This is a genomic window from Rhodococcus sp. 24CO (genome assembly GCF_050586165.1).
Classification (GTDB): Bacteria; Actinomycetota; Actinomycetes; order Mycobacteriales; family Mycobacteriaceae; genus Rhodococcus_F.
Genome location: NZ_JAZFNF010000002.1, coordinates 73,586 through 100,078, shown reverse-complemented (window position 1 = coordinate 100,078; position 26,493 = coordinate 73,586). Strand labels below are relative to the sequence as shown.

The 26,493-nt window shown below is 62.1% G+C and carries 24 protein-coding genes and 1 pseudogene; 12 read left to right on the top strand and 13 right to left on the bottom strand.

Features of this window, described 5'->3' with window-relative positions:
- The first annotated feature begins 92 nt into the window (after positions 1–92).
- Both V2B23_RS04620 and V2B23_RS04615 read left to right on the top strand, forming a co-directional pair.
- On the top strand, positions 93–1,589 hold the full coding sequence (locus tag V2B23_RS04620) for a hypothetical protein (RefSeq protein WP_430949266.1): 1,497 nt from the start codon (positions 93–95) through the stop codon (positions 1,587–1,589).
- 225 nt (positions 1,590–1,814) lie between these two features.
- Entirely contained in the window at positions 1,815–2,240 is a 426-nt protein-coding gene (locus V2B23_RS04615) for an acyl-CoA thioesterase (RefSeq protein ID WP_430949265.1), read from the top strand.
- Between the two features lie 209 nt (positions 2,241–2,449).
- On the opposite strand, the gene V2B23_RS04610 is transcribed toward V2B23_RS04615, so the two are convergent.
- On the bottom strand, positions 2,450–2,929 hold the full coding sequence (locus tag V2B23_RS04610; RefSeq protein ID WP_430949264.1) for an ArsI/CadI family heavy metal resistance metalloenzyme: 480 nt from the start codon (positions 2,927–2,929) through the stop codon (positions 2,450–2,452).
- 93 nt (positions 2,930–3,022) lie between these two features.
- Between V2B23_RS04610 and V2B23_RS04605 the strand changes: the two genes are divergently transcribed.
- Entirely contained in the window at positions 3,023–3,382 is a 360-nt protein-coding gene (locus V2B23_RS04605; RefSeq protein ID WP_430949263.1) for an Rv2640c family ArsR-like transcriptional regulator, read from the top strand.
- A gap of 444 nt (positions 3,383–3,826) precedes the next feature.
- On the opposite strand, the gene V2B23_RS04600 is transcribed toward V2B23_RS04605, so the two are convergent.
- Entirely contained in the window at positions 3,827–4,606 is a 780-nt protein-coding gene (locus V2B23_RS04600) for a GntR family transcriptional regulator (RefSeq protein ID WP_430949262.1), read from the bottom strand.
- Positions 4,607–5,082: 476 nt separating this feature from the next.
- On the opposite strand from V2B23_RS04600, the gene V2B23_RS04595 reads away from it, so the two are divergent.
- A complete protein-coding gene (locus tag V2B23_RS04595; protein WP_430949261.1) occupies positions 5,083–6,627 on the top strand; it encodes an FAD-binding protein in 1,545 nt (514 codons plus the stop codon).
- Between the two features lie 130 nt (positions 6,628–6,757).
- Positions 6,758–6,921 (top strand): annotated as a pseudogene (locus tag V2B23_RS04590) (IS3 family transposase); the annotation flags it as partial.
- Positions 6,922–7,179: 258 nt separating this feature from the next.
- On the opposite strand, the gene V2B23_RS04585 reads toward V2B23_RS04590, so the two are convergent.
- The 7 genes from V2B23_RS04585 to rpsF all read right to left on the bottom strand — a co-directional run bounded on the left by V2B23_RS04585 (position 7,180) and on the right by rpsF (position 11,918).
- Positions 7,180–7,770, bottom strand: coding sequence for a hypothetical protein (locus V2B23_RS04585; protein WP_430949728.1), 591 nt, complete (start codon positions 7,768–7,770; stop codon positions 7,180–7,182).
- 48 nt (positions 7,771–7,818) lie between these two features.
- Positions 7,819–8,280 (bottom strand): hypothetical protein, encoded by a 462-nt coding sequence (locus tag V2B23_RS04580; protein ID WP_430949260.1) that lies wholly within the window; start codon positions 8,278–8,280, stop codon positions 7,819–7,821.
- 105 nt (positions 8,281–8,385) lie between these two features.
- A complete protein-coding gene (gene dnaB, locus V2B23_RS04575; RefSeq protein WP_080711886.1) occupies positions 8,386–9,792 on the bottom strand; it encodes a replicative DNA helicase in 1,407 nt (468 codons plus the stop codon).
- A 492-nt stretch (positions 9,793–10,284) separates the two neighbouring features.
- Positions 10,285–10,740 (bottom strand): 50S ribosomal protein L9, encoded by a 456-nt coding sequence (rplI, locus tag V2B23_RS04570; RefSeq protein ID WP_430949259.1) that lies wholly within the window; start codon positions 10,738–10,740, stop codon positions 10,285–10,287.
- Between the two features lie 18 nt (positions 10,741–10,758).
- The gene (gene rpsR / locus V2B23_RS04565) at positions 10,759–11,001 is read right to left on the bottom strand and encodes a 30S ribosomal protein S18 (RefSeq protein ID WP_003941245.1); all 243 of its coding nucleotides are present in this window, start codon (positions 10,999–11,001) and stop codon (positions 10,759–10,761) included.
- Positions 11,002–11,040: 39 nt separating this feature from the next.
- On the bottom strand, positions 11,041–11,565 hold the full coding sequence (locus tag V2B23_RS04560; RefSeq protein WP_033237097.1) for a single-stranded DNA-binding protein: 525 nt from the start codon (positions 11,563–11,565) through the stop codon (positions 11,041–11,043).
- Between the two features lie 65 nt (positions 11,566–11,630).
- Positions 11,631–11,918 carry a 30S ribosomal protein S6 gene (gene rpsF, locus V2B23_RS04555; RefSeq protein ID WP_003941237.1) on the bottom strand — a complete coding sequence of 96 codons (288 nt, stop codon included), beginning with the start codon at positions 11,916–11,918 and terminating at the stop codon, positions 11,631–11,633.
- 199 nt (positions 11,919–12,117) lie between these two features.
- Between rpsF and V2B23_RS04550 the strand changes: the two genes are divergently transcribed.
- Genes V2B23_RS04550 through V2B23_RS04540 form a run of 3 tightly spaced genes read left to right on the top strand, consistent with a single transcriptional unit; the run spans position 12,118 to position 14,836 of the window.
- Positions 12,118–13,455 (top strand): glycosyltransferase family 87 protein, encoded by a 1,338-nt coding sequence (locus V2B23_RS04550; protein ID WP_430949258.1) that lies wholly within the window; start codon positions 12,118–12,120, stop codon positions 13,453–13,455.
- Positions 13,452–14,036: a GNAT family N-acetyltransferase gene (locus V2B23_RS04545; RefSeq protein WP_430949257.1), complete on the top strand. Its 585-nt coding sequence runs from the start codon at positions 13,452–13,454 to the stop codon at positions 14,034–14,036. Before V2B23_RS04550 ends, V2B23_RS04545 begins: the two co-directional genes overlap by 4 nt.
- 47 nt (positions 14,037–14,083) lie before the next feature.
- A complete protein-coding gene (locus V2B23_RS04540) occupies positions 14,084–14,836 on the top strand; it encodes a DUF4190 domain-containing protein (RefSeq protein ID WP_430949256.1) in 753 nt (250 codons plus the stop codon).
- A 7-nt stretch (positions 14,837–14,843) separates the two neighbouring features.
- Here the strand turns inward: V2B23_RS04540 and V2B23_RS04535 are convergent, their stop codons facing one another.
- Complete coding sequence (locus V2B23_RS04535; RefSeq protein WP_430949255.1) at positions 14,844–18,689, bottom strand: helix-turn-helix domain-containing protein; 3,846 nt, start codon at positions 18,687–18,689, stop codon at positions 14,844–14,846.
- 199 nt (positions 18,690–18,888) lie between these two features.
- Here V2B23_RS04535 and V2B23_RS04530 point away from each other — a divergent pair, with 199 nt between their 5' ends.
- Positions 18,889–19,188, top strand: coding sequence for a LuxR C-terminal-related transcriptional regulator (locus V2B23_RS04530; RefSeq protein ID WP_430949254.1), 300 nt, complete (start codon positions 18,889–18,891; stop codon positions 19,186–19,188).
- 1 nt (position 19,189) lies between these two features.
- Here V2B23_RS04530 and V2B23_RS04525 read toward each other — a convergent pair whose 3' ends face one another.
- The 3 genes from V2B23_RS04525 to V2B23_RS04515 all read right to left on the bottom strand — a co-directional run bounded on the left by V2B23_RS04525 (position 19,190) and on the right by V2B23_RS04515 (position 23,914).
- A complete protein-coding gene (locus V2B23_RS04525) occupies positions 19,190–20,803 on the bottom strand; it encodes a glycosyltransferase family 87 protein (protein WP_430949253.1) in 1,614 nt (537 codons plus the stop codon).
- Positions 20,804–20,820: 17 nt separating this feature from the next.
- Positions 20,821–22,971, bottom strand: a complete 2,151-nt coding sequence (locus tag V2B23_RS04520) for a transglycosylase domain-containing protein (RefSeq protein WP_430949727.1) — start codon at positions 22,969–22,971, stop codon at positions 20,821–20,823.
- 502 nt (positions 22,972–23,473) lie between these two features.
- Positions 23,474–23,914 (bottom strand): DUF5318 family protein, encoded by a 441-nt coding sequence (locus V2B23_RS04515; RefSeq protein ID WP_072782680.1) that lies wholly within the window; start codon positions 23,912–23,914, stop codon positions 23,474–23,476.
- A 107-nt stretch (positions 23,915–24,021) separates the two neighbouring features.
- Here V2B23_RS04515 and V2B23_RS04510 point away from each other — a divergent pair, with 107 nt between their 5' ends.
- Genes V2B23_RS04510 through V2B23_RS04500 form a run of 3 tightly spaced genes read left to right on the top strand, consistent with a single transcriptional unit; the run spans position 24,022 to position 26,493 of the window.
- Positions 24,022–24,882, top strand: coding sequence for a DUF1707 SHOCT-like domain-containing protein (locus V2B23_RS04510; RefSeq protein ID WP_430949252.1), 861 nt, complete (start codon positions 24,022–24,024; stop codon positions 24,880–24,882).
- Between the two features lie 9 nt (positions 24,883–24,891).
- Positions 24,892–25,713 carry a DUF1707 SHOCT-like domain-containing protein gene (locus V2B23_RS04505; RefSeq protein WP_430949251.1) on the top strand — a complete coding sequence of 274 codons (822 nt, stop codon included), beginning with the start codon at positions 24,892–24,894 and terminating at the stop codon, positions 25,711–25,713.
- A gap of 9 nt (positions 25,714–25,722) precedes the next feature.
- Positions 25,723–26,493 (top strand): DUF1707 SHOCT-like domain-containing protein, encoded by a 771-nt coding sequence (locus tag V2B23_RS04500; RefSeq protein ID WP_430949250.1) that lies wholly within the window; start codon positions 25,723–25,725, stop codon positions 26,491–26,493.

Below are 26,493 nucleotides of genomic sequence, written 5' to 3'. Positions count from 1 at the left end.
GACCAGGGCAATGATGCCAAAGGTTTCCGTACATGCAAGTTTTCGGCAGAGGGTTTGGGTACTGTCGACGCTATGACTTCACCGAAAGGCGCATGAGCCGCCACCGCACGCTCGCCGTGCAGATCGAAGGACTCGCCATCGAAGATGGGGAGATACCGCCGCCGAAGATCGGCATGGTGCTCGATTTCCCACTTCACTTCACGGAACTCCCGGCCGAGAACATCGACGCCGTAACGATTCGTGCGGTTCTCATAGCCGATGGGCATCCCCCGATCTTCCAGTACACGGGGAAGGATTCACCGCGCCGCTGGGAATGGAGTGGGGTGCTACGCGGTGACGGGTGGGAAGCGTCGTGGCGAGGATTTCGTCCACGATCCGGCCACGTGGAGTTGACCGGTCGCTTCTACGGAACGCTGAGTCACCAAATCACATCACGAGTGCGTGGCCGCGTGACGCGGGTCCAGCTGGTCAGCTTGCGATACCGGCGAGAACCCGACAATCACGGGTGGGTGATTGTGCCAGGACACCGATCACTTCGCGACGTCACCGAATCGCCACGGTTCTTCGACACCGACGTGTTCATGCGCGACGACGTGCATGAAGTGGACTACGAAAGCGGGGCATGGATCGAACTCGACCTCGACGACGTCCCACCCCACCCCGTTCGGCCACGCTTCGTTCCGGGCGATGTGAGTGCGGCGGGAGATGTACTGTGGACCGTCGACATCGGACTCCCACTCGTGGTGATCATCGACTCGAATCATGTTGCCACCGAGCATGTCCTACCCGGGCCGATCGGAGTCTCACGGCACGTATGGGCCACCCCGGGCGGATGCTGGGTAGCCGGTACAGACGGAACCTACCGATGCACAACAGGATTCGAACCTCTCCGCGTCAGCGACCTCCCGGTACACGCCGGTGCTGTCGTCGGGGAAATCTTCCTGGCCTGCTCCCCGGGCGGAGGGTGGTGGTTGCACACACCGGGGGCCGATCCGATTTCAGTGAAAGCTCCGGACGAGTACGTCAACAGCATTGCTGTAGAGAGTGATTCGTTTCTGATTTTACTCGAGGCGAGAGTATCCGATCGAGAATCGAGCAGACGGCTGCTGCGGGTCACCACTGCCGGTGACGTCACCATAGGGCCCGTCCTGTCATCGATTCCAGGCCCGCGTCGGCAGCGTCTCTTCCTCGCTGGATCCCCACTGCGCCTGTTCAATCACGGTACCGCGTCAACGATCCTTCCTGACCTGTCACTGGGTGATGTGCACGATCTCGGTTGGGAACCGTTCCACGTCAGGCAGTTTGGCGCCTATGTCTGTACGGTGGCTCATCCTCCGAGCGGCACCTTTCCAATCGGGCAGCGGCCGGTCGCCTGCGATCCGACACAACGGTATCGACTGCTGAGGCTCCTGGATGCTGCCACCCTCGAACCGGTGAAGAGCACACCGATCTTCGCAATCCGACCGGCAGTCACGGTCGATGCAACGGGCACAGTGTGGATCATCGCGGACGGCTTGCAGTCCCTTCCCGAGCAATCTATGCACTGGCCGAATCCGCTGGATGTCGCGGCGCTCCTCGACAACCCGTGACCGAGCCGTACCCTAGCCGGCGCGTGTGGGTAATTCTGCACACAAGTCGGCCGCGGATGGCGGGATGCGCTTCCCTGAGAGTGCTTGAGTGCATTTCGGCGCACCGATCCGAATCGGCCGTAAAGTCCGTCGCCGTGGATGACGACGTGGTGGAGAAGTTCTCACGAGAAGCCATCCGCCCTGCGACAATGACTACCTCACTACGAGCCGAGGAGATTTCCACCGATGACCGCCCGCACCTACACCTCACATGTCATCGTCCGGTGGTCCGACATGGACATCTTCAAACACGTCAACCACGCCCGCATGGTGACGCTCCTCGAGGAAGCCCGCATCGATTCTCTGCTATCCGCCGGCCCCGAGATCGCGCACCTTTTCGCGACGTCCGTCGTGGCCGGGATCGAAGTCCGGTACCGCACCCCGCTCAAGCACTCCGACAGCCCGCTGACGGTCACCATGTGGATCGAGAAGCTCCGCGCCGTCGATGTCACCCTCCGCTACGAGGTCCGCTCCGCACACGCCGCGCCGGACTCGAAGCCCGCGGTCACCGCCACCACCCAACTCGCATTCGCCGACCCCGAAGCCGGAACGCTGCGACGCCTGTCCGCCGACGAGCGGGCTGCGCTCGCAGCGTGGACCACCGAAGACTGACCCACGCATCCCCGACCTCACCTGTATTCGACACCGGCCGCTACCGCGCTGCCCTCGTCGCCGACCGGCCCCAGGCTCGTGCAATGTTCACGAATCTAGAAGGCAACCAAGCCTTCTGGGGCACGACGACATTGCAGAGCGCGCCACCAGCCGTGAGAACGTGAGTGCCGGCCGCCCTTGTGGGAGGGCCGACACTCTCGTTCCGGCGCTCAGCAGCAGGACGTTTCGGCGGCTTTCTCCTCCGTCGTGGTAGCTGTACCGCAGCACACCCCACCCTTGGCGTCCTTCGGGCCGTCGAGATGCTGCGGGCTCGAGCCGAACGTCTCCGAATCGGCAAGCACCGTGTAGACCTCCCACTTCTCACCGGCAGGCCCTGTAACCCACACCTTGTCCTGGGTGGCGAAGCAACAGGTGGTGCCGATCTCCTCATCGGTGAAAAGACCCTCGTCGGTCAGACGGGCGATCTCGGCATGCACCTTCTCCGACGACTCGACCTCGACGCCGAGGTGGTTGATGGTGCCGCCCTTGCCTTGGTTTTCCAGTAGTACCAGCTTCAACGGTGGCTCGGCGATCGCGAAGTTCGCGTAGCCGGGCTTGAGCTTCGACGGCCCGGTGCCGAACAGTTTCGAGTAGAACGTGACGGCCTCTTGTAGGTCGTCGACGTTGAGTGCGAGCTGGGCGCGTGACATGACAGCCTCCACATGTGTGACATATGTCGAATTAGTGACACTTTCAGTGTGCCACCTTTTCGATATAAGTCAATAAGGTAGTAGGATTAGGTCATGCCCAAGACGCTGCCCGTCATCGACGTCTCCGCCCCCATTTGCTGCGCCCCGGTGTCGGCCGGTCCAATGACCGACGACACGGCACTCGAGGTGGCCCTGCGACTCAAGGCTTTGGCCGACCCGGTCCGGATCAAACTCATGTCGATCCTGCTCACCACCGACGACGGCGACGTCTGCACCTGCGATCTCGCCGTCGCGCTCGACCTCGCGGAATCCACCGTCAGCCACCACCTCGGCCAGCTTCGCAAGGCGGGCATGGTCGCTTCCGAACGCCGCGGCATGAACGTCTTCCACCGCGCTCAGACTGACGCCCTCAACGCACTCCGGTTCGTCCTCGATCCGAACTGCTGCCGCTGAAATCCAGGTATGCCGCCAACCGTCGTCATACAGCCCGAGTCCGGTCTGGCGTTCGATCAAACGGATTGAACGCATGCGCATCCCTCGGTGCGATTGACTTGGGGGATTCAACAGATCTGTACGAAAGTGGCCCAACACCGCCAGTTCGACGCCTGCTGCGGCGTTTCCGCGCCCGCGCGCGGCAAGTGGATTGGAAATACGGCCCAGTTCCAGAGAATGCGCCTACCTAACCAAACCTCACGGAACAGACGTCTTCGGCTCCCGCCGACGGCGGAGACCACCACGACACGCACCTCCGAGCGGCGGAGAGCCGCGGCAGCTTGACGTATCGAATTGGCGAACAATGTGATTCGTCATCTCCGACGGCCAATTCAACAGTACTGATACCCAGGCTATGTCGAATTCGGTCCGGACGGCGTCGTCGATGGCACACCTCTTCCGCAGTCAGTGGATCCGGTTCAATCTTTCGCCTCGTTCAGGGACAGACGTCCTATCGAAAGTTGCTGCGCCCCGCACGGAATGGGAAACAACCCGCAAGCGGTCGGGTCGCGCATGGGCAATCGCATAGTTGAAAATACGCCCCGACATGTCTCGGATGGTTTGTTCCAACAACAGCAAAGGTGCGCCCTCGGTGGTTCTCAATACCGACGCCAGAGTTTCATCTGAGAGCACCGCGCTGACCGTGAAATCGGACCGGCCGATTTTCACTCCAGCACTCGAGAGGTAGGCATACCAGTCGACAACGAAGGGAGCGTCGATCAATCGCTGCGCTTCCGGGAACAATACGTAGTTGGTGGCCGCGACGTCTACGTCTCCATTGATCGTGCCCGCCGCGTAGTCCACGCGCAAACACGGTGTTCCTGTTGCCACCTCGAGCGCCCTCGATGCAGCACCGGGCGCTGATATCACTATGCTCTCGAAGGATGTCAGCAGCAATCTCCCATTGAAGAGATTGCCGCTCTTCAATTCTGCGGTGCCCTGAAGGTCATCGAGTCGCCTGTGAGCGGTAGGGGCGACGACGTGCGTCCCCACGCCCTGAGTCCGTGCGATCAACCCTTCGTCCCGAAGGAGCGTCAGAACGTCGCGGACGATCCCACGACTCACCGAATAGGAACCTACCAGTTCGCGCTCGGTCGGAAGGATGCCGTCAACGAAATCTCCACGCAGCACAGCTGCCCGGAGAAGATCCCTTGTTCGTCGAACCGAATCAGGTCTTGCCTTCATCCAACCTACCTCGCGCTTCATCTCTGACGAGTCCCGACGAAGTGTAGTACAGATCTTCAATTATATTGTTGCCCCGCATATTACGCCGCTAATGTATTTTTCATAACGCTGCGAGCTGGTGTTTTGATTCTGAGTTTCGCCGATACGCCGAAACTGTTCGGCGCAGCCCGCTGAGCATTCCCATGCCGCTTCGGATTTCGCTTGTCGCAATAGGTGTGATCACCTATTGTCGGCGTGAGGCGCTGCAGGAAGTGCTCCCATCTGCCGAGAAATTTGACTGCGACACAACGGTTTCCGAGAAATGTTCTCCATAGAGTTTTGGCGGGGTTGCCATGGCATGCAATTCATCTTCTTGTATGAACTCTTCTGCGACGGTCTCCCAACCGATGCGCTGAGACGCTCCTCGCCTGTCGACACAACACCCGGGGCGTTGGCCCACTTCCATCAAAATCAGTATCAATCGAAAGGACAGTCCGATGGTCAACTGGAACGAAGAATGCGACGTGTTGATAGCGGGTTCGGGTGGCGGTGGCCTCACCGGCGCATATACCGCGGCGCGAGAAGGACTCGAGGTGATCTTGGTCGAGGCCACCGACAAGTTCGGGGGCACCACCGCCTACTCCGGCGGGGGCGGTGTGTGGTTCCCATGCAACCCGGTCCTTCAACGTGCCGGCACCGACGACACGATCGAAGACGCGCTCGAGTACTACCACGCTGTAGTTGGCGACCGCACCCCGCGCGAACTGCAGGATACGTATGTCCGGGGCGGAGCACCGTTGATCGAATACCTCGAACAAGATGAGAACCTCGAGTTCGAAATGCGGCCGTGGCCTGATTATTTCGGTAAAGCGCCCAAGGCCCGACTCGACGGCCAGCGGCACATCGTCCCGACGCCGATTCCGGCAGCAGAAGTGGGGGACCTTCGCGCATCTATACGAGGACCTCTCGACACGGAACGTCTCGGGGCTCCGTTGCCCGACGTGCTGGTCGGGGCCCAGTCGCTCATCGGACGACTCCTCAAGGCAATTGCGAAGTATCCGCATGCCGACCTGCGTTTGAACGCACCACTTGTCGAGCTCGTAGTCGAGGAAGGTGTTGTCGTCGGCGCGATTGTCGATCACCAGGGCGAGCGCCGCGCCATCCGAACCCGCAAAGGCGTGTTGCTCGCGGCCGGCGGCTTCGAGGGCAACGATGAGCTTCGACTGAAGTACGGTGTGCCCGGCACTGCTCGCGACACAGTGAGCCCCCGGGGCAACCTCGGCGCGGCGCATCAGGCTGGAATGGCAGTCGGCGCCGACGTCGACCTGATGGGTGAAGCGTGGTGGGCTCCGGGGATGACTCATCCGGACGGCCGCTCGGTGTTTGCGCTGTGGTTCACCGGCGGCATCTTTGTCAATCAAGACGGTAAGCGGTTCGTCAACGAGTCGTCGGCCTACGACCGAATCGGCCGGGATGTAATCGAGCAGATGGAGGATGGCTCAGTCACCCTGCCGTACTGGATGATCTACGACAACAAGGAGGGCGAGCGTCCACCGGTTCGGGCCACCAACCTCTCCATGGTCGAGACCGAGAAGTACGAGGCGGCCGGTCTGTGGCACACAGCTGACACCCTCGAAGAACTGGCCGAGAAGATCGGTGTGCCTGCCGATCACCTGGTCGCGACCGTTGCCCGGTTCAATGCAATGGTCGCCAAGGGTGTCGATGAAGACTTCGGCCGCGGCGACGAGGCCTACGACCGCGCGTTCACGAACGGTGAATCACCCTTGGTGGCAATTGACCGCGGCCCGTACCATGCAGCCACCTTCGGCATCTCCGACCTCGGCACCAAGGGAGGACTGCGGACCGACACCGCCGCGCGGGTACTCGACACCGCCGGCAATCCGATTCTGGGCCTCTACGCGGCAGGCAACACGATGGCCGCACCCAGCGGCACCGTCTATCCGGGCGGCGGAAATCCCATTGGGACCAGCATGCTCTTCAGTCACCTCGCCGCTCTCCACATGGCCGGCCGCAAAGCTTGAGAACTGACCCTCCGCCAACTGAACCATTTCAATGAGAACGCGCTGGGGCCGCAGACGTCGCGGCCCCAGCGATCGAGCCAAACCTGAATCCACGGATGTCGATGATTATTGTTGTCACCGTTGGGGATAGGACGTGTATTCGAACAAAAGCGACGGCTACTCGACCGACTCGCGAATGAGAGCGTCGCTTGCCGTCCGCGCACTGACCAATGCCGCCAATTTTGGTCGAGAAAGTTCGTACATGCATTGTCCTGCACTGGTTTACAAGATTCCATCGGCGGCGTCGGCGTATGCCTACGGCAATGCCCTGGCGGAGTCGACGATCCAACTGTTCAAGACAGAAGCAGTTCGGTTCAATACCCTTCGCCCTCACAGCGCCTTGGACTACATCACTTCGCGGAGGTGCAGACAAATCCAGGGGTAGATTGCGTCGAAGTCGCCGTCTGACGATCTCCAGCATATGGCGTTTATCCTCGCAGCGGCAGGTGGGCGCCGGGTCAAGATCGCGACTATCGGTCCAGTTGCATACGCTCCCGTGCCGACGTACTCGGATCAGGTCCTGAGTTCGGCAGTCAGTGTGCGGCGGTCCGTCTCGTCAAGGAAGGTGCCGGCTACCGATGCTAACTGGGTGTTGTGAAGGTCGGTGACCGTCAATCCGGCGGCCTCGAGCATGGAGTGCTCGGAGATGAGTGTTGTTCCGAAGTGTGCGGGCGCGTCGGTGGCCGGTGATATGCGGAGTCCACGGCGCCACATGTCTACTGGAGCGCCCGCGACCTCGACACCCCAGGTCTTCAAGAGTTCGGCCGCACGGGTGCTGACGGTGAAAATGATACCGGCATCGAGGCATCGCTGTAGGTGGTCGTCGTTGCTCAGTATTGCGTATCCGTGGTCGATGCGGCTGCAGCCAAGCAGGTCGATGCTGTCCAGGATGCTGTCGGACCCGGCGGTTTCGCCGGCATGACTTGTGGCGCGTAATCCTGCGCGTCGTATGCGAGCGAATGACTCGATGAAAGTGTCTGCAGCGCCCAGGTTTTCGTCGTAGTCCAGGCCCACTCCGACCACGAGGTCGTGGTTGCAGGCAATGATGCAGTCGACCACTTGGGCGGCTTCGGCGGGTGAGCGGGAGCGGTCGATGGCCGGGATCAGGCGAGTAAACCATTGATGGTTTCGTTGCCGCCGCTATGCCTCTCGTCAGGCAGGCGTAGACGGCGCATGATCGTCGAGCTCATCGCTCTTGGCGGCATGCTTGGCGCGAAGGGCCTCGAGTTGGGCAGACTTGGCCGCGGCCATGCGTTCGCGGGTGGCGGCGGTACGAGCCGGAGCCGGTGCCGGGGCGGGGTCGACGGGGTGGACGCCGAGGTGGGCGTCGAGGTGGATGTCGAGGCCGAGGGAGGACGCCCCGGGAGGCGCCCCGACCTCGACGGTGCGCATCGCGTCGCCCAGCAAGATGAACGGGAGGATGAAGACCCAGAGGAAGATTCGGTACTCGCCACTGTGGAAGAACACGGCCAGGTAGATGCCGTAGCCCAGGAACGCCGTGCCGATGAGACCGTTGACAACGCGGCGGCCGGGGTGCAGTTCGGAGGCCACCAGCGCCACAACGATCACGACGATTCCGCTGACGAACAGCATCGCCACATAGAAGCCGAACACGCATTTCCCCCGTCACGAGCGGATAGAACGATGATCAGCCTAGATCACCGGCGCCGGGACCTCTAACGTTTCGCTAATCTTCGCAGCATCTCGACATCCAGTAACTTATCCCCGAGCCATATCCACGAACTTGGACAGGTGAAGTTGGTGTGCCACAGTGATTGTCGCGGTCGGGCCGTTACGGTGCTTACCCAGAATCAGGTCGGCTTCACCGCCGCGAGGATCGTCGCGCTCAGTTGCATCAGGGCGGTACAACAGGATCACCATGTCGGCATCCTGCTCGAGCGAGCCCGATTCACGAAGGTCGGCAACCTGGGGGCGCTTGTCGGTTCGCTGCTCAGGACCACGGTTGAGCTGACAGATCGCGACAACCGGAACTTCGAGCTCCTTCGCCAAAAGCTTTAGGCTACGGGAGAATTCGGAGACTTCCTGCTGACGGGACTCGACCTTTTTACCCGAGCTCATCAGCTGCAGGTAGTCGATGACGATCAAGCGAATATCGTGTTTCTGCTTGAGCCGCCGCGCTTTTGCGCGAATTTCCATCATCGTGAGGTTGGGGGAGTCGTCGATGAACAGCGGCGCCTCGCTGATCTCACTCATACGACGCGCGAGCTTGGTCCAGTCGTCGTCGGTCATCTTGCCGGAACGCATGTCGCCGAGCTTGATCTTCGCCTCTGCCGAGAGCAGACGCATCACGATCTCGGTTTTGCTCATTTCCAGGGAGAACATGACGCTTGCCATGCCGTGCGTGATGGAGCAGGAACGCAAAAAATCCATTCCCAGGGTCGATTTGCCCACACCAGGTCTAGCCGCAACGATGATCATCTGACCGGCGTGAAGACCGTTGGTGATTTCGTCGAGATCCTTGAACCCCGTCGGCACACCGAGGGAGATGCCACCGCGGCTGGCGATGGAGTCGATTTCATCCATCGTGGGCTGGAGGAGTTCGGTGAGGGGCACGAAGTCCTCGGTGGTACGACGCTCGGTGACCTCGAAGATTTCGGCCTGCGCGCGGTCGACAACCTCGGCGACATCCTGGCCGTCGGTGCCGGCGTAACCGTATTGAACGATGCGGGTGCCGGCGTCGACGAGGCGTCGTAGCACCGATTTCTCGGCCACGATCTCGGCGTAGTAGGCGGCATTGGCAGCGGTGGGCACTGTCTGGGTGAGAGTCACCAGATAGGAGGCGCCACCGATTTTGCGCAGCTCACCGCGGCGGTCTAGTTCAGCGGAGACGGTCACCGGGTCGGCCGGCTCACCGCGACTGTAGAGATCCAGGATCACGTCGTAGACGGACTGATGGGCGGGCCGGTAGAAGTCGCCCGGCCGCAGTACCTCGAGGACGTCAGCGATGGCGTCCTTGCTCAGCAGCATGCCGCCGAGGACGGACTGCTCGGCAACCATGTCCTGGGGTGGTTGGCGGCCGAATTCCTGATCGGGCTCGGACTCGGGAGGCCCCGGGTAATCCTGTCCGGAGTAGTCGGAAGGTCCTCGATCATCCACAACAGCCATCAGAGAGACCTTCCCGTAAAACACTCGATGACACTGCGAGAAAAACGCAGGGCCCTCACTATTTGTACCTGCCCCCACCGACATCGTGCTGGTGGAAAATCGCCGGTCGGTAGATAGACGCCGAGACGACGTTAGGGACTTGCCAGCCCACAAACAAACGTGCCTGTGGATGAATCTGTGGAGTAATTGTGGAAACTCCTGAAAAATTGTGTGCACCATCTGGGGATAACCTGGGGACAACTTTCGGCAATTCCCCCAAAACCCCAGCTAGAGGTACATGTGCAATTTCACACACCTGTTGATGAAAAAACTATCTCGACAGTCGGCGCGTCGGCGTGTCGGGCGTGTTGCGGAGCCCGAATGATCACGGATCACCAAGTTGAACATCACACTGTGACAGTTATCCCCAACCCCGGATCGGGTCGTTACGTGCGCAAAAAGGTCGAGCCCCGCACACCGAAGTGTGCGGGGCTCGACCGAAGAACGAATCGACTATGCGCCGACGACGTTCAGGTTGAACTTGGCAACCACATCGGGATGCAGGTTCACGGACACGGCATGCTTGCCCGTGTTCTTGATGTGAGCCTTCGGCAACACGATGGTGCGCTTGTCGAGAACCGGTCCACCGGCAGCCTTGATCGCAGCAGCGACGTCAGCAGCGGTAACGGAACCGAAGAGCTTGCCCGAACCACCGGCGGTCTTGACCGACAGCGTTACGGACTCGAGTCCCTCGATAGCGGCCTTGAGCTCCTTGGCGTGGTCCAGGCCGCGCACTGCGCGCAGTTCCTGTGCACGACGGATTCCTTCGACCTGCTTCTCGGCGCCACGAGTAGCGACGATTGCCAGCCGGCGGGGGAGCAGGTAGTTACGGCCGTAGCCGTCCTTGACCTCGACGGTGTCGCCAGGCGCACCGAGGTTGTCCACGTCAGCGGTGAGGATGAGCTTCATGTTCTTTCCTCCCTTTCCTTAGCGAGCCACGGTGGCGTAAGGCAGCAGTGCTACCTCACGTGAGTTCTTGACGGCAATGGCAACGTCGCGCTGGTGCTGGACGCAATTGCCGGTGACACGACGAGCACGGATCTTTCCGCGGTCGCTGACGTACTTACGCAGCAACGTCGTGTCCTTGTAGTTGATCTGCGTGTTCTTCTCTTTGCAGAAGGTGCAGACCTTCTTCTTCATAACCTTGTCGCGCAAGGGCGGCTTCGGCATGTCTTTGCTCTTTTCTGGATGTCCCTGATCAGGTACGGATCAGAAAGGCGGTTCGTCGTTGCCGCCGCCACCGAAGGAGCCCGAAGCCGGAGGGGCACTGCCCCACGGATCGTCTCCACCGGAAGGTGCAGCGCTCGGACGTCCGCCGCCCGATCCGCCGGAGGAACCTCCGAAGTTGCCGCCGCCACCGCCGCCACCACGGTTGGCCTTGTTGACCTTTGCCGTGGCGTACTTCAGTGAAGGACCGATTTCATCAACTTCGAGCTCGACGACAGTTCGCTTTTCGCCCTCACGAGTTTCGTACGAACGCTGCTTGAGCCGGCCACTCACGATTACTCGTGAGCCACGGGTCAAGCTCTCCGCGACGTTCTCGGCTGCTTCGCGCCAGATGTTGCAACGCATGAACAGCGCATCGCCGTCTTTCCATTCATTGGAATTACGGTCGAAGGTGCGGGGTGTGGAAGCAACCGTGAAGTTTGCCACCGCAGCACCCGCCGGGGTGAAACGAAGCTCAGGATCAGCCGTCAGGTTTCCGATGACGGTGATGATGGTGTCGCCAGCCATGTGGTTCCTCCTGCTTTTGATGTAAGTCTGTTGGGTGCGAGGTTAGAGTTCGCTACCGACAGAAATCACTTGTTGTGGCGCAGAACCTTCGTGCGCAGAACCGACTCGTTCAGACCGAGCTGACGATCGAGCTCAGCAACGGTGGCGGGAGTGGCGTTGATGTCGATCACCGCGTAGATACCTTCAGCATGCTTCAGGATCTCGTAGGCGAGACGACGCTTACCCCAGACATCGACCTTGTCGATCGTGCCGCCGTGCTGGCGCACAACATTGAGGAACGTATCCAGCGAAGGAGCGACAGTGCGCTCGTCCAGGCTGGGGTCAAGGATGACCATCAATTCGTAATGACGCATAAGACCTCATCACCTCCTGTGGACTAAGTGAAAACGGCCACGGACTATCCGTGGCAGGAGGGTCGTTGCGTCAGCAACCCTCGTAGGGTACACGAGGTGCCCCTGACCAGCGAAATCGCGCCCCCGATCACAGGAAACGCCCAGAACGCCACGGAAGCTCGCCGAACCGTCGTCCGGCATCAGCCCATAGGGTGGGCCCATGCGAACGGACCGGAAAACCTCGGCGTCGATCCTGACGCTTGTCGTCGGTCTCTGCGGGCTGGCCATGACCCTGGGCTACTTCAACAAGGCACGATGCGCCGGCGCGCCCTTCGCGCCGGACGGCCGAAGCCTCGTCTTCGACGTCGATAAGAACGTCCGGGTCTGTTACTCCGACATCCAACTCCTGTGGCTCGGACGCGGCATCGACCAACACCTCTTTCCGTTTGTCACCGGCGGCATCACGCCCGAAGGTTTCCTCTACGGCGGAACCGTCGAGTATCCGGTGCTCAGCGGAATCCTGATGTGGCTGGGCGGAATCGGATCTCACAACGATGCCGAGTTCCTTCTGCATTCGGCGTTGATCCTGGCCCCGTTCGGCTTGCTGACGGCGTGGATGTTGGGCCGCATGAGCGGCGCGTACGCGTTGATCTGGTCGGCCACCCCGCCGCTGGTGTTGTACGCGTTCCACAACTGGGAACTGCCCGTCGTGGCAACCAGCGTCGGCGCGATCTTCGTGATGACGTTCGAGCGCATACCTATTCGGACGCGGGCAATACTGGCGTCGATCATCCTGGCCATCGGTTTCTGCCTGAAGCTGTATCCGGGGATCTTTGTTCTTCCGCTCATGGCATACGTCCTGACGCGTGGCCACGACGGCAAGAAGTACGACATCCGCGGCGCGCTGATGACGGCGGGTGCCGCGGTGGCGACGGTGGTTCTCGTCAACCTTCCGTTTGCCCTCATCTCGTACGACGGTTGGCGTGCGTCCTTCAGCTTCCAGGAGAAGCGCAGCGCTGACATCACCACCAATTCACTGTGGTTCTGGGGTCTGCGACCCTTCTACGGCTTCGGTGTGCGCGAACTCAACGCGGACTACGACGCTTTGGTGAGCATCCTGTCCCCACTGATGATCCTGTTGTCGTTCGCGTTGGCGATGTATCTGGGTTGGCGGCGCTTTGTGCGCGACGGCTATTTCCCGTGGATCGCGGTGAGCGCGGCAATGTTGTGCGGATTCATCTTGCTGCACAAGGTGAATTCGCCGCAGTACACACTGTGGCTGCTGCCGTTCCTGGTGCTGTTTCAGATTCGCTGGTTCTGGATCGCCGCGTATCTCCTGGCCGATGCCGCATTGGGAATCGGGATCTTCCGCTACTTCTACCAACTCGACATGAACCTCGATCCGAGCAAGTACGAAGCCGTCGTACAGGCCAGCGTGTGGGGTCATGTGGTGTTGCTGGCCGTGTTCTTCTTCCTGTTCTTGCGGGTACCGCTGCGCTATCCACTCGCCGGGACGGCTGTCGAGAAAACCCCACCGATACCGGAGCTCAGCAGATGACCGAAAGCTGGTTTCAATCACCGACATTGACCGGCACGCATGTCCGGCTCGAACCATTGGTCCGTGAGCACGCCGACGCACTGATTGCCGCGTCGGACGATCCGAGCATCTTCCGCTGGACGGCCGCGCCGATCAACACTCACGCCGAGGCGCTCGCCTACATCGAGGCGGCCGAGTCGAATCCGGATCGGGTGGCCTTCGCCCAGATCGACACGCGCACCGGCTCCGTGGTGGGTAGCACGTCGCTGTATCAAATCTCCCCGGCGCATCGCAGTCTTGCGATCGGGTACACGTGGTTGTCGAGGTCCGCTCAGGGAACTCGAATCAATCCGGAAGCAAAACTCCTCCTGCTGCGACGGGCCTTCGACGATCTCGGCGCCGTCCGCGTCGAATGGCACACCGACGAATTCAACGAACAATCCCGCGCCGCAATCGCCAAACTGGGCGCGCAGTACGAGGGCTTGCTCCGTAGGCACCGCCAGCGAACGGATGGGAGCTGGCGCACCACCGCCCTCTTTGCCATGACGGACGAGGATTGGCCGACGATCGCACCGCAATTGGAGCGACGCGTCAGCAGCTAACCAACCGCCTGCGCGGTTTGCCCGTCTTCGTACCGCAAAATCAGTGCATGAGCGAACCGGGCCCGTACGGATACCAGCAGCAGTACCCACAACAGAACTGGCAGCAACCGCGGCCAACCAATGTCTTGGCGGTCCTGGCGCTGGTATTCGCATTCCTCTTTGCCCCACTGGGAATCGTGTTCGGCCACATCGCGCGCAGTCAGATCAAACGGACCGGCGAGCAGGGCGACGGCTTGGCGCTGGCCGGCTTGATCCTCGGCTACATCTTCACCGCCATCGGCATACTCTTCTTCATCGCGTGGATCGCCTTCTGGGGACTGTTCGCCACCGCTGTCACGGAGGCTGCCGACGACGCCCGGTCGAATACCTACAGCTACACCACCGCGCAGTCGTACGCAGCGACCACGGCACCCTGGACCACAACGGTGCCACAAACAACCACCGCGCCCCGGGTGACGACGACGGTGTCCGGCCCACTTCCCACCGTCACCGGGACGGACCGGCAAGGTTTCGTCTCGAACGGTCCGCGCTGCAATGCGTCCAACCCCGCCGTCGCTGTTGCGATCACCACCGGTTCACGAATCGTCGTGTGTGAAACCGGTGTCGGCCGCTACTACTACAAGGGCGAGCGGCTAAGTGACGGAGCAACAATCGAGATCGACGATCCGATCCGCACCAGAGAAGGCTTTGCCGCACGCAACGACGATGTCACCTACCAACTCAGCCCCAGTGGATTGCTGATCCTGGACGGTGGAAGCGAATTGGGCAGCGAAGCGGCCGTCGAGGTCTGGTTGAACTGAGAGTCCTCTAGGCCTCGCACAGATCTCGGTACGGCACACCGGGGAGGTATCGCTCCCATTCGGCCTCGGTGATGAGAGTTCCGGCGGTACTGCATATCCGCGCGGCGACTGCATCGGGATCGGTGCCCCACACGCGAATTGTCTTCTCGGTGCCGCTACCCGCAAGCAGGTCGGCTGCGCCCGCGAATTGTGCATCGTTGACCCGCACGGGTTGCGCCGTCAACACTGCAAACCGCTCGAGGTCCTGCGTCGCCGTGATGTCCCACAACCACACCGTGCCATCACCCACGCCGGCTGAGAGCAACTCACCGGCCCGATTGAAGGACACTGAGTAGATCGCTCCCTCGGGACCGATCATTCGTGCGATTTGCCTTGGTTGCGAAGGATTCTCGACATTCCACAACTGCACGCTGTGATCTGCGCTGCCCGCCGCCATGAGCGTACCGTCCGGGCTGAACATCACCGCCTGGGCATAACTTTCAAAACCGCCGACGCTGGCAACAATCCGCGGAGCAGTGCGATCGGATATGTCCCACAAATCGACCTCGTTCTTGGCGTTGGCAACGGCCAGCGTGGTGTCGCCCGGCCGAAACGCCATCATCTGCGGGTACGACCCGGCATCGGTCCTCGACAGCAGTTTGGGCGCCGCAGGATCGGAGACGTCGACCAAGGCAAAGACGTTGTCATCCTGTGACGAGACCGCCAACAGCGTTCCCGACGGGTCGAGTGCAACAACGGCCACGATGCCATCGACGTACTCCTGCGGGTCACTGGCGAGTCTCGGCGTCGTCGGATCGCTGATGTCCCACAAATACGCTCCACCCGTACCTGTTCCGGCCACCGCCAGCCGGCCATCGGCCGATATCGCCGACGCCCCGGTGAACCTGTCCTCACCGCGGGGTGTCATCTCGGGCATCAACACCGGATTGTCGAAATCCTCGGTGTTCCACGCCAGCAACGCACTACCCTTGGCGCCGACGCCAGCCAGAAGTCGCGAACCGTCACCGGCAAAAGGACTGGTGTAGATGGTGTCTCGCGCTCCCGCCCACACGGGCCCCGGCATCGACCACACGCGTGTCACCCCGTTGAGTCCGCCGGTGACCAGAATCTGCCCGTCCTCGCTGTAGTCGACCGTGGTGATGGCGCCGGAATCCGGCAGCACCTCGATCAGCGCTGCGGTACGCGGATCCCACACTCGCACGGTATTGTCGGAACTACCTGCGGCAAAACGGGTTCCGTCGTTGCTGTAGTTGATTTCGTTGACGTAGCTGGAAAACCCGGTCAGCGCAGCCAACGGGCGCGGGCGCGCCGGATCTGCCATGTCCCAGCGCACTACTTCTCGCGCCGTAGATCCCGCGGCGAATTCCCGTCCGTCGGCGCTGAACGCAACACCCAGATAGTGATTGGTGGTGCCGTCGGGTTCGGTTGCGAATATCGGTGGCGCAGTGGGATTGTCCCACTGCGTCACATCCCACACCCGCAGAGTGCTCTGGCGCCCACCGGCTACGAGCAAACGGCCGTCGGGGCTGAACGTCGCGGTGACAGTTCCCGAAGCCGGATGGGGAAGCGGCGGCAAGGCGACGGCGTCGGCGGTGTCGTCGATGTTCCAGCGCAACACGTCCGGCGTCGAGGTGCCGGCAATCAACTTCGTTCCGTCCGGACTGAACTCCATGTCCTGCACCACGTGATCCGCGTCGACGAACAGTGTTCCGCGAACCGGGTGCGCCGGGTCCGACACATCCCACAGCGCGCCGCCGCCTGCTCCACCGGTCGACAGCAAACGCCCGTCCGGACTGAACGCCGCCGCGAACAGTGCCGTCCCTTCCGCTACCCCGAGGAACTCCGACACCGGCGTTGCCGACGCAGCACCGTCGATTATCGGATACAGGCGCACCATTCCATCGGAACTTGCCACGGCCACAATGGTTCCCGCGGGATTGATTCGTGCTTTCATGGCACCGGGTGGGCCGACGATGCGCGTCGCCGCATGCACGCCCGACGCGTCGAGCAGCGCCGAGCGGGCTTCCGTGGTCTCGCTGACGTCATAGGCGGCCAGTGCAAGCTGCGCCGCCAACGACGGATCCTTGGCGCGCATCCGTGTCGCCTCCGTGGCAACCTGGCGAGACATCGCTTCGTCACGGGCCGTATCTGCCTCGGAGCGTTGATTATTGGCACTGATTCCGGCGACCATTGCGACCACGGCCAGCACCAAGGCGATCACCGACGCGGCAGCAAGCGCCGAGACAAGCCGTCGTAGCACGCGGGTTCGCCGTCGATCTGCACTTTCCTGCTGGTCACGATGCGCAATACTCGCAGCCAGGAATTCTCGCTCGGTCGCGTTGAGATCGGCGATGCGGGTCTCGCTGGGCTCCAGTTCGAGGCCCAGTTCACCGGTACGTAGCCATTCTTCGGTCAGATGGAGGCGGGCAGCCCCGAGCAAGGCGCCGGGGTCGCGGCCACTGTCTTCCCACACCTGCGCCGCATAGGTGAATCGGCGGTGGACCGCCAGACCGGCGCGATCCGAATCGATCCAATCGCGCAGCCGACTCCACGCCGACAACAACACCTCATGCGAGACCTCGACGGTCTCCTCGTCGACAGTCAACAGACGCCTCAGCGCAAAAAGGTCGATGACGGTATTGACGTCGCCGAAGTTGTCGCCGAAAAAAAGTTCGGTACGAGGAGCGCGTCGACGCGTCTGCGTGACCTCGTCGACGTTGACCAACCGGAGGAAGATCCTGCGCGCCAACTTCTGCTGCCGCTCGGTCAGCTCTCCGTACACTTCCTCGGCACTCTGCTGAACTGCACCCGCGATGCCGTCGGTGGCGTAGTAGTCGGACACGGTCAGGGTCTTACGCGTGGAGCGCTGCCAGGTCCCCAGCAGAGCGTGAGACAGGAGGGGGAGTGACCCCGGATCACTCGCCGTGTGCGAACCGCGCGGCGTCAGCTCACCGACCAGAACCTGGACCAGCTCACTCTGAACCGTCATCCCGGCTTTCACCGCCGGCTCGACGATCACGTCACGCAACTGCTCCTCGGTGAGCGGACCGACCACCATCGGTGAATCGTCGAGCAACGGAAGCAGCAACGGTTCCTCGGCCGCAAGCCCGTAGAAATCCGCCCGCATCCCGATCACGACGATCGTGTTCTCACCCAGATCACCGAGCGCCCGAAGGAACTCCTCGCGACGATCACGATCGCGCTGCGTCCACAATTCCTCGAACTGATCGACGATCAGGACCGTGGGAGTGTCGCCGATCGACGACGGAATGTCCTCCGAACCCGGGTGCAGAACCTCCACGTGCCAACCGTCGAATCGTGGATCGCCGTCGGCAATCTTCGGAGCCAAACCGGCCCGCAGCAACGACGACTTACCGGAGCCAGACGCTCCGATGACCATGAACTGACGGCTTCCGTCACCCCGCGTCGCCGCCGCGACTCGATCCGCAAGAGCAGTGGTGAGTTCACCTCGCCCGAAGAACCACTCGGCGTCCTCCTGCCGGAAGGATTCGAGTCCGCGATAGGGAACGACCGTGTCGCCGCGGCGACGGGCAGTCAGTTGCCGTACGCGCTGGACCGCGCTGATCCAGCTCTCCTGTTGCTCGCCCGAATCGACTCCGCACGCTTTCAACAGCGCAACGAACTTCGGCATGCTGTTCGGTGTCGGAAGGTGCTGCCCGGAGAACCAACCGGCCACAGTTCCGTGGAGACCGCCTGACCGTTCGACGGCGTCGCGGACTGTCAGCCCCGCGGCCTTCCGCAACGCAGTTAGCGCTTCAGCAAACTGCCCCCGCGACTCGATATTTGCGGGATCGACGTGATTTCCGATGCCGGATTCCGCCTTCGAGTTCATAGCGAGGCACTTTATCCGACCAGGTCAGAGAATCGCTCGTTGTATGGACTGTGTATCGATCGCGCCTTTCACCGGAATTTCGGTCGAATACCTGGACATACTGATCCCATCGCGTTCCGGCCCACCCGCAGCCCTTCTGCAAAGTTTCGCCGACGCAGGCACTTCCTCCCCAGAACCTCCGCCGAAAGGTGTCTTTGTCATGGAACTTGTCCAGTCGACACGAATGGCCCCGACATGCATGGTTCTCGTCAGGGGACGCCGAGTGAACTCCCATATGCCGCGCTTGAGCGCCCGCGAAATCGAAGTTCTACTTACCTGGCTTCGGGCAGATTCCAAACAGGAAGTTGCGCTCGAACTGAGAGTGGGCGTCGGCACCGTCAACACGCACATCTCCCGGATCAGAACCAAGTACATCAACGTCGGGCGACCCGCGCCGACCAAAGCGGCACTGTTCGCGCGCGCCATCCAGGACGGTCACACCACGCTCGACGAATGGTGATTCAGACCGGCGAAAGCTCCGGCTCTCGCACCGGCTTCGGACGCAGCCACCCCGGGAACCACGACGGCTGCTTGTCCGGTGCCTGATCGAGAACACCACCGGCCGGATCGTCGATGAACCCGTACCGCACAAGGTCTTCGTCGGGGCGGTAGATCTGGCGAAGGATAACGGCGCACAGCACCAGAACCGCGATATCGCGCAGCACGACAGTTCCGGTGAACCACTGCTCGGGCAGACCCTTGTTGGAGACCCCGAGGTAGTACATCATCCGCGGAACCCACACGAGCGCGTCGATGGTCATCCAGGCAAGAAGCAGTCGGCGATGCGGCAGCGCAAGAACCGCGAGCGGCACCAACCACAGCGAATACTGCGGACTCCACACCTTGTTGGTCAGCAGGAATCCCGCGACAAGGAGGAAACACAGTTGCGCGACGCGGGGGCGTCGCTGCGCCGTCAAAGCGACGTAACCGATTCCCACGCAGACCACAGCAAAGAGAATGAACGACACGGCATTGAGATTCGACGGCGATTCACCCTGCGCCAGGGGACCGTCGAGGCCCGTCCACGACGTGAACGACGCGATTACGTTGTAGATCGAGTCCGGATCGGCGCCGCGCTCGGAGTTGAGCCGGAAGAACTCGTACCAACCGTGCGGGTAGAGCGCTGCGATCGGAAGATTCACCGCCAGCCACGCCGCGACCGCACTGAGCGCGGTCACCAGCCACTCACGCGTCTTGCCCGCCCGCAGGCACAGAACCAACAGCGGGCCGAGCAACAACAGCGGATACAACTTCGCGGCGCCGCCCAACCCCAACAAAATGCCCGCGAGGACCGGTCGCTTACGCGCCCATGCCAACAAACCGCCCATGGCAAATGCCGTCGCCAACGGATCGAAGTTGGTGAACACGTGCACGATCACGAGCGGTGAACACGCGACCAACGCGCCGTCCCACACCCGCCTGCCGGCTAAGAGCGTCGTCGCCCACACTGTCACCAACCACGCCAACGCCAAGCCGAACGCAACGACGTTGAAGTACAGGGCAACTTGAATTGCGCCCGGCAGCCACGTGATCGAATCCCACGCCTTCGCGACCTTCATGGAGCCGTACTGATAAAGCCCGGAGAGAACCGGATACTCCATGTACCGCGTCTGCACGGAACCGTCGGAGCGGGTTTCCTCCCACGACTTCTTGTACGGGAACGCACCCTGATCGAGACGCTCCGCACCGTACAGAGGAACTGTGTCCGAATAACACAGGGCGACGTACTGGCGGGAGCCTCCCCAGTCCAGACCCAGCTGCCCCTGCTCACCGAACGGCGCCTGTTGAATACACGCAGCCTTGGTAGACCACCCCAACGCCAGGAACACGACGGCCAACAGCAAGATGACGCGCATCGGCGTGAAAAAACGGGTCCGGCCGATCAGCGCATGCCGACCGACCGGACCACCTACCGTGCCTGACAACGCAGACACCATTACATCGCTGCGACTGGGAACGTCGCGCCAATCCGCCGACCGTGTGTCTTCCGCCAACGGCGCAGGAGACTCGAACACCTGCGACTCCGCATCGTCTGTCACAGAAGTCGCATCGGCATCATCTACATTGGCGGCCACTCCGCGAGGCTACCGCCTTAGTTGCCGGGGCTGACACCCGCCGGAGCCTCTTCCGTCGTGGTGACGGCGCCCGGTTCTTCGGTTTCCGTCGTCGGCCTCGAGATTCCCGGAATCGGAATCGTGATGCCCGGCAAGATCTCCACGTCCGTCGTGGTCACGACAACCGGCGGTGCCGTAGTCGTACTGGGCTCTGCCGTGGTGGTCGGCGGTGCCGTCGTCTTCGGAGCAGCGGGAGCCGAGTACTCGGGAACACCACCGGCCTGGCCGTTGATCTTGCCCGGCTTGGGGAACGTCTCGTTGTCGGTACCTTCCAACGCGCCGTCCATCGTGTCCTTCCAGATATCGGAAGGTAGCCCGGAGCCGTAGATCAATCCGCCGTTCGAGTTGGTGATGGCCTGACCGTCCGCGGTACCGACCCACACTGCAGTCGAGAGCGACGGCGTGTAACCGACCATCCAGGCGTCCTTGTTCTGACCCGTGTCACCGAGCTGAGCGGTACCCGTCTTGGATGCGGACAGACGTCCACCGGCCAGGTTGTGGCCACGTGAGTACGCCGCGATGGGCTGCATAGCCGCAGTCACATTGTCCGCGACGGCCGGATCGATGCGCTGCTCACCGGACGGTGTACCACGGTCCAGGAGAACCGTTCCGTCGGCGGCAACAACCTTCTCCACGAAATGCGGAGCGTGGAACGTGCCTGACGCCGCGAGAGTTGCGTACGCCGACGCCATATCCAGTACCCGAGACTGGTACTGACCCAACACGATTCCGTTGTTCGGGCCTGAACCGTCGGGCTCGGTCAGCGACTCGCCGATACCCGGAATGTTCTCCGGGATACCTGCCTTGTGCGCGATGTCCGCAATTTCCTGCGGCCCGTTGCCGTCGAGGCTGAGCATCTGACGGTAGAAGCTGGTGTTCAGCGAACGCTTGAGAGCCTCTGCGATGGTGCAGGTTCCACAGCTTTCACCTTCGACGTTGCCGATCGAGATGCCGTTGATCGTCAGCGGCGAGCTGTCGTACATCTGCGAGAGCGGAATTCCCTGGTCGAGCGCCGCCGCCAGACCGAACACCTTGAACGACGAACCCGTCTGTAAGCCGGCATTTGCGTAGTCGAAGCCGATTCCGTCATCGCCGCCGTAGTACGCGCGGACGCCTCCGGTACGTGGATCGACGGAAACAACGGCGGTCCGAAGCTCCTCGTTCTCACCCTTCATGTTGGTACGCACGGCGTCCATCGCCGCGGCCTGAGCCTGCGGATCGATGGTCGTAGTGATCTGCAGGCCTTCGGTATTGAGCGACTGCTCAGTGATCCCGGCATCCGCGATCTCGCGGAGTACCTGGTTCTTGATCAGGCCCTCGGGCCCCGTTGTGCCCTGGCTTCCGTTCTCCACCTGGGAAAGTGGAATGAAACCTGGATACTTCATGGGCGCACGCGCCGCTTGCTCGAGCGTCCCCGCGGACACCATGCCGTCGAGCACGTAGTTCCAACGTGATTCCGCGCCAGTCGGGTTGGTCTCCGGATCGAGAAGCGACGGCAGCTGGATCGACGACGCCAGGACGGCGCCTTCCTCGACGGTCAGCTGGTCGACAGGCTTTCCGAAGTAGGCGTTCGACGCGGCTTCGATGCCGTACGCACCACGACCGAAGTAAATGGTGTTCAAGTACGCCGCAAGAATGTCGTCCTTGGACCACTCGTTTGCCATCTTCGACGAGATGACAAGTTCCTTCATCTTTCGCGTCAGCGAACGCTCAGAACCGACAACCGCCGTCTTGACGTACTGCTGCGTGATCGTCGAGCCACCACCAGCACTGTCTCGGCCGAGGACGTTGTCACGGGCCGCGCGTGCAAAACCGGAAATCGAGAACCCGGGGTTCGTGTAGAAATCCCGGTCCTCGGCAGCAAGCACTGCGTTACGCACGTGCACCGGAATCTGATCGAGCGCCACCTCGCGACGGTTGCCTTCTTCCGGCGGAACAACGGTGCTGAGCACCGTGCCTCCGTCCGACGCGTAAATCGTCGCAACCTGATTGGTCGGAAGGTCGCCGGGCTTGGGTACGTCTTGCACGATGTACGCCGCCATGAAGGCAAGCACCGGCAGCACCAGCCCGAGTGCCACCAATACGTACGCCGAGCGGCGAACTGTGCGCCACTTCGACTTCTTCTTCACTGCTTCCTGTCCCTTCGGGGGCTCGCCACCATTGCCGTCGCCACCACCGGGACCGCCTGTCGGCGGCTTCGTCGGCGGGGGTCCAGCGGGTGGGCGGGAACCGGCATCAGTGCGAGGCAGTGCCGCGGCAGCTGCGACGCGCTGTGTGGGTTCGGCACCCGGTGCCGGTCGATTCCGGGGTACGCCCTGCTGCGGACGGCCCTGCTGCGGACCTTGCGGCGGCGGGCCCATCGGGCGACCCTGCTGGGGACCTTGAGGCGGACGGCCCTGCGGCGGGGGACCCATCGGGCGACCCTGCGGAGGCGGGCCCATCGGGCGACCCTGCTGCGGGCCTTGAGGCGGACGGCCTTGCGGGGGGCGCCCCTGCGGCGGACCGCTCGGACCACCTGGTCCCGAGGGACGGTCGCCGGGGGTGTTGTCGGGGGAACTCACGAAATCAAATCTCCAGTGGTCATGGACCGATCACATGGGACTTCGATCGGGCCCTTTTTCGGGTGTGGCGTTACTCGCTGGCGGTGCGCCGGCTCGCAGACTGCGTTCGTCTGCTCGGTGGACGTGCTCTCCGCGGGCGCGGCGGCGCAGGCACTGCGCCGAGCACATAGGACTGCACCAAGTGGTTCCAGCTGCAGGAACGGCACACTTCAACGTCGTGCACCGTGAACTCCTCTGCTGTCTCCGCAAGCCGAGCGAGCTCGTCCGTCGTTCGGGCTGATCCCGAAACCTGGCCGAGCTTCTCGCCGAACACCCAGGACACGAGCGTCAACTGTTCCTTACGGCAGATGGGGCAGAGAACATCACTGCCCCGGCCGTGGAACTTCGCGGCTCTGAGTAGGTAGGGATCGGCGTCGCATACCTGCTTGACGCCAGTCCTACCCGCAGACACTTCGGCCAGCACAGACCGACGCGCGAGCGCGTAGTCCACAACTTGCCGCTGTATCCGCACCTGACCAGAGTACGTGCGTCCAACCGGTCACGGACGGTTCGGGAGGGTCACGATGGACACATTTTCAGGTCCGGGGGCATGGCGACCAGCCATTACGATCACTTCCTGTGAAGTCATCCCGTTCCCCGATGACGCGTGCTCGTGATCTCGATCGCGTCGAAACGTGCAATGTATTGGAAGCTGCATACGCCGAAGGGCAGTTGAGCGCGGAGGACTACTTCGAACGGACCGAGAAGGCTAAGTCCGCGAAGACCCTGCTCGCGCTCGCACGCCTGGTCAACGATCTGCAGGTGCCGAAGATCGAGACCGAAACGGCGCCTCGGACGTCGACGACACGAAAGGCCGTGTTCGTCGGTGCTGCTGCCCTGATCGTCGTCGGCGCGATCGCCGCGGTGGCGTGGAGTCGGTCACCGTTGACGCCTTCGGAAGACATCATCGCCAGTTATGCCAGCAGCACTTCCCTCGCGCCACCGTTGCCGATCACCACCCTGGTGCCGGAGCCGACCGTCGAACCGATCCTGATCGCACACATCGACACATTGACTCCCGAGGGTATCGGCGCATTTATCGAGAGGTATCGGGAAGAGTTCGGCGACATGTTCGTCGATGACGCCAGCTTCCACGGCGACTACTCCCTGGTGAGCCGGGCGGTCCCCGACGCTCCCGCTCTCACCGAGTCGATCAGTTTTCGCGACGGCTTCGAGCGGAATGTGACGTCCACTCCGCGGCGAACGGGCCAGCCGACCTTCGATCTCGGTTCCATCGAGATCGACAAGCTCGCCCCGTACATGGCGAACATCGGCGGCTACGTCAATGTGCCGGACGCCGCGATCACGCACTTGATCCTGGACGCGAACTACGGCGTCCCGGAGATCGCGATCTATGCGGAGAACAACCGCGGCGATGGTGGACGAATCGAGGTCACGCCGTGGGGCGAGATCTCTCGTTCGTACCCGCACGGAAGCTAGGGTGAGCCGGTGAGGGGATCCCCGACTACTACCTCTACGCGCACCCGCGCGCGCGACGTCGACCGTTCCGATACCTGCGCCGTTCTCGATTCCGCCCTGTCCGACGGACAGATCACGGTCGACGAGCACGCAAACCGAACGGCGGCGGCCATGACCGCGACCACCCTCGGCCAGCTCGATCTGCTGGTCCGCGATCTGCAGAAAGCGACGCTGCGTAACGCCGTCGCGAAAGCTCGTCGCCTCGACAAGATCTGGTACCTCGCGGTCGCATCGGCTGTCTTCGCGGGCCTGATCGGGTTCCTCACCTTGTCCGCCGACGATTCACCCTCACCGTCTCCACCGGCTGCAGCCGAACCCGTCGAACCGCTTGCCCCCATAGTGAGTTCGACGCTGAACACGGTCACCGCAAGCGGGATCGGGGAATTCATCACCCGATACAGCGCCAAGTACGGCACGACGATGATCGATTCCGCCAACTTCTACGACGGCCATGCAAGCGTCAGTCGCGCAGCCGCCATCTCGCCGAATTTGGAGGAGGACATCGACTTTCGAGGCGGTTTCACGACCAGCGAGGGCTCCACCTCCCGATTGGCCAGCACCACAACATTCGACCTCGCTACCGTCGACATCGACAAACTCGCCGGGTATCTGGCGGGAGCGTCGACAAATCTCAACGTCCCCGACGCCGAGATCACACACATCAGCATGAGTTCGTCGAGCCAGGATCCACGCATTTCCATCTACGCCAGCAACGACCTCGGCGCGAGCGGCTCGATGGAGTTGACCCCGGATGGCCGCCCGATCCGCTTGGCTCCCTTCACTCCTCGATAGGCCCCGGACATGCCGAACGATCTGACCAGGACCACCCGTGCTCGCAATGCCGATCGCGAGGCCACTTGCGCAGTGCTGGACTCCGCCTTCGCCGACGGGCAACTCACCGCGACCGAGCACGACGAATTGACCGAACTCGCCGCGGTTGCAGTCACTCTCGGCGATCTCGAAGAATTGACGTCCGATCTGCAGACCGAGGCACCGCTACCCGTTCTTCGGAAAGAACCTGCGCTCGACTCGCGTTGGATCGCCGTTGCGATCATCGCGCTCTCACTGGTCTCGGCTATCGGTTTCGGAATCAACTACGCCGCATCGGACGCCACGATCTTCTCCAGCCCCGAGCCGCAATTGCACACCGTCGACGGCCTGGGCGCGATGTTCCGTGCCATCGAAACGGAGTACGGCAGCGGACTGGTCGACGAGATGACCATCTATCCCACTTACGCACGCGTAACGCGCGCCGATCCTGCCGCACCTCGCAAGGCCCTCGACAGCTACTACCGAGGCGACCTCGAGGACACGACTTCGGGAGGATCGCGCGAACCCGACGTGGCACAGATCGACGTCACACAGCTCGATCCTCGCATCGTGATCGCCCTGCTCGACGGAGCCGGTACAACGACGGCGGTGCAAAATCCGTCCACTCGGTACGTCTCTGTCGACGGCACCGAAACCGTGCCGACCATCGAGATTCACGTCGGCAACGGCCTCGACGAAAACGGGTCCCTGACCGCTGCCCTCGATGGGGAAATCATGTCGATCAACCCGTTCACCCCCTGA